The sequence below is a fragment of the Streptomyces glaucescens genome (assembly GCF_002154375.1).
Lineage (GTDB): Bacteria > Actinomycetota > Actinomycetes > Streptomycetales > Streptomycetaceae > Streptomyces > Streptomyces glaucescens.
On record NZ_MUND01000712.1, the window covers coordinates 1 to 3,180 of the forward strand.

The following is a 3,180-nucleotide window of genomic DNA, read 5'->3' on the forward strand; positions in this document are numbered from 1 at the left end:
GACTGGATCTCGTCCGCGACGAGCAGCACATTCCGCTCCCGCGTCAGCTCCCGCACCCCCGGCAGATAGCCGGCCGGCGGCACCACCACCCCCGCCTCGCCCTGGATCGGCTCGATCAGCACCGCGACCGTGTTCTCCGTCAGCGCTTGGCGCATCGCCGTCAGGTCCCCGTACGGCACGATCTCGAAGCCCGGCGTGTACGGGCCGTAGTCCGCCCGGGCCTCCGGGTCGGTGGAGAAGCTGATGACCGTCGTCGTCCGCCCGTGGAAGTTGCCGCCCGCGACCACGATCTTCGCCATCTCCGCGGGCACCCCCTTCACCCGGTACCCCCACTTGCGCGCGGTCTTCACCGCCGTCTCCACCGCCTCCGCGCCCGTGTTCATCGGCAGCACCATCTCCATCCCGCACAGCTCCGCCAGCTGCGCGCAGAAGGCACCGAACCGGTCGTGGTGGAACGCCCGCGACGTCAGCGTCACCCGCTCCAGCTGCGCCTTCGCCGCCTCGATCAGCCGCCGGTTGCCGTGCCCGAAGTTCAGCGCCGAGTAGCCGGCCAGCAGATCCAGATAGCGCCGGCCCTCCACGTCCGTCATCCAGGCCCCCTCGGCACTGGCCACCACCACCGGCAGCGGATGGTAGGTGTGCGCGCTGTGGGCCTCGGCGGCGGCGATCAGGTCGTCGGTGGTGGTCACGGCACCTCCAGAAGGTGAACCAGATGAGAGCGCCCTCCTTCCTATCCCCGCTCGGATCCTGGACGCGGGATCTTCGCTCCCCGGCGCGCCCGGTAGGCTGAGGGCCGGGTCGTGACTGGCGCGCTTGGGATGGGACCGACCATCGGGGAGCGGCCCGAAGGGAAACTGTGCCGTGCGCCTGGGCCGAACCGTGTACGCCGAACGCCACGTCCGGAGGTCCCTGATGACTGACACGCCTGCGCCCCTTTCCAACGAGTCCACCGCCTTCCGTGCCGCCCTCGACGTGATCCGCGCCGTCGAGCCGCGCGTGGCCGACGCCATCGGCCAGGAGGTCGCCGACCAGCGTGAGATGCTCAAGCTGATCGCCTCCGAGAACTACGCCTCCCCGGCCACCCTGCTGGCCATGGGCAACTGGTTCAGCGACAAGTACGCCGAGGGCACCGTCGGCCGCCGCTTCTACGCCGGCTGCCGCAACGTCGACACCGTCGAGTCGCTGGCCGCCGAGCACGCCAAGGAACTCTTCGGCGCCCGCCACGCCTACGTCCAGCCGCACTCCGGCATCGACGCCAACCTCGTCGCGTTCTGGTCCGTCCTCGCCCAGCGCGTCGAGGTCCCCGCGCTGGAGAAGGCGGGGGTCCGCCAGGTCAACGATCTCTCCGACGCCGACTGGGCCGAGCTGCGCCAGGCCTTCGGCAACCAGCGCATGCTCGGCATGTCCCTGGACGCCGGCGGCCACCTCACCCACGGCTTCCGCCCGAACATCTCCGGCAAGATGTTCGACCAGCGGTCCTACGGCACCGACCCCGCCACCGGCCTCCTCGACTACGAGGCCCTGCGCGCCACCGCCCGCGAGTTCAAGCCGCTGATCATCGTCGCCGGCTACTCCGCCTACCCCCGTCTGGTGAACTTCCGCATCATGCGGGAGATCGCCGACGAGGTCGGCGCGACCCTGATGGTCGACATGGCCCACTTCGCCGGTCTCGTCGCCGGCAAGGTCCTCACCGGCGACTTCGACCCGGTGCCGCACGCCCAGATCGTCACCACCACCACCCACAAGTCGCTGCGCGGCCCGCGCGGCGGCATGGTCCTGTGCGACGACTCCCTCAAGGACCAGGTCGACCGCGGCTGCCCGATGGTCCTCGGCGGCCCGCTCCCGCACGTCATGGCCGCCAAGGCCGTCGCCTTCGCCGAGGCCCGCCAGCCCTCCTTCCGCGACTACGCCCAGCGCATCGTGGACAACTCCCGCGCCCTCGCCGAGGGCCTGATGCGCCGCGGCGCCACCCTGGTCACCGGCGGCACCGACAACCACCTCAACCTGATCGACGTCGCCTCCTCCTACGGCCTCACCGGCCGCCAGGCCGAGGCCGCCCTGCTCGAGTCGGGGATCGTCACCAACCGCAACGCCATCCCGGCCGACCCCAACGGCGCCTGGTACACCTCCGGCATCCGTATCGGCACGCCCGCCCTGACCACGCGCGGACTGGGCACCGCCGAGATGGACGAGGTCGCCGCCCTCATCGACCGCGTCCTCACCACGACCGAGCCCGGCACCACCAAGTCCGGGGCGCCCTCCAAGGCCGCCCATGTGCTCGACCCGAAGATCGCGGACGAGATCTCCCGCCGCGCCACCGACCTCGTGGCCGGCTTCCCGCTGTACCCGGAGGTCGACCTCGGCTGACCGGCCCGGTTCAGAGGTCGGTCAGCTCCTGACGCGGCTCCCCGTGCGGCGGTCCGGCTTCGCGCCGGGCCGCCGCGCGGTGTATCAGCACCGAGCCGCCCGCCCCGAGAGCCAGCCCGGCCGCCAGCCCCGCCGTCGCCCGGCTCCAGCCGCTGTCGCCGTCCGGCGACGGGGACGCGGCGGCGGCCTCGGCCGGGGAGAGGCCGGGCCCGGCACCCGGCTCGGCCGTGCCCGCCTGCGCGGCGGTCCGCGTCAGGGAGCGCCCCATCACTCCCAGCTCCGTCAACAGGGCGCGCAGCGCGGCCGGCTGCCCGGCGCGATGCCAGTAGCCGTTCCTCGATTGCGGCAGGTCCGTCGCCGTGTGGATCCAGACCGCCGTGGAGTCGGTGTCCACATAGACCTGGTTCAGGCGCCAGGGGTCCACATCGTGCAGCAGCCAGGTGACGTTGATCTGCCGTGCGCCGGCCAGATCGGTCTCCGGTGCCTTGGTGAGGCTGCCGACGCCCGGCCGGCCGAGCAGCCGCTCCAGCTCGTCGTACTTCTTGTCGGAGTAGGTCAGCCCGGCCGCCTCCGAGGTGGCCGGGGCGACCACCAGCACGCTCGTCGGCCCTCCGGCCGACGCGGACGGCGCATCCCACAGCAGCAGCGTCAGCGCCATCGCCGTGACCAGCCCCGCCGCCGACGCCACCCGGCCGCGACAGCCGCTCCTGTCCCGCTCGATCTCCGTGCGCATCCGAACCCCCAGCCCAGTGATCTCCGTGCGGCCCGTCCCCGCGCCGCGTGTCACTTCTGGTACACCGCCCGGCCCGCCGG

Annotated in this window: 3 protein-coding genes and 1 riboswitch; of the genes, 1 reads left to right on the top strand and 2 read right to left on the bottom strand. The window is 72.4% G+C overall.

Annotated elements, in window-relative coordinates; translation table 11 throughout:
• A partial coding sequence (locus CCN42_RS35715; RefSeq protein ID WP_143662140.1) for an aminotransferase class III-fold pyridoxal phosphate-dependent enzyme occupies positions 1-689 on the bottom strand: 689 nt, incomplete at its 3' end.
• A 101-nt stretch (positions 690-790) separates the two neighbouring features.
• A riboswitch (ZMP/ZTP riboswitch) is annotated at positions 791-880 on the top strand.
• Between the two features lie 32 nt (positions 881-912).
• Here CCN42_RS35715 and CCN42_RS35720 point away from each other — a divergent pair.
• Positions 913-2,367 carry a glycine hydroxymethyltransferase gene (locus tag CCN42_RS35720; protein WP_086741514.1) on the top strand — a complete coding sequence of 485 codons (1,455 nt, stop codon included), beginning with the start codon at positions 913-915 and terminating at the stop codon, positions 2,365-2,367.
• Between the two features lie 10 nt (positions 2,368-2,377).
• Here the strand turns inward: CCN42_RS35720 and CCN42_RS35725 are convergent.
• Positions 2,378-3,180, bottom strand: an 803-nt coding sequence (locus CCN42_RS35725; protein ID WP_339384470.1) for a hypothetical protein, incomplete at its 5' end; no start/stop codon positions are given.

Excerpts from the sequence above, each read along its gene's own strand:
- CCN42_RS35720 (WP_086741514.1), top strand. The coding sequence starts at position 913 with ATGACTGACACGCCTGCGCCCCTTTCCAACGAGTCCACCGCCTTCCGT.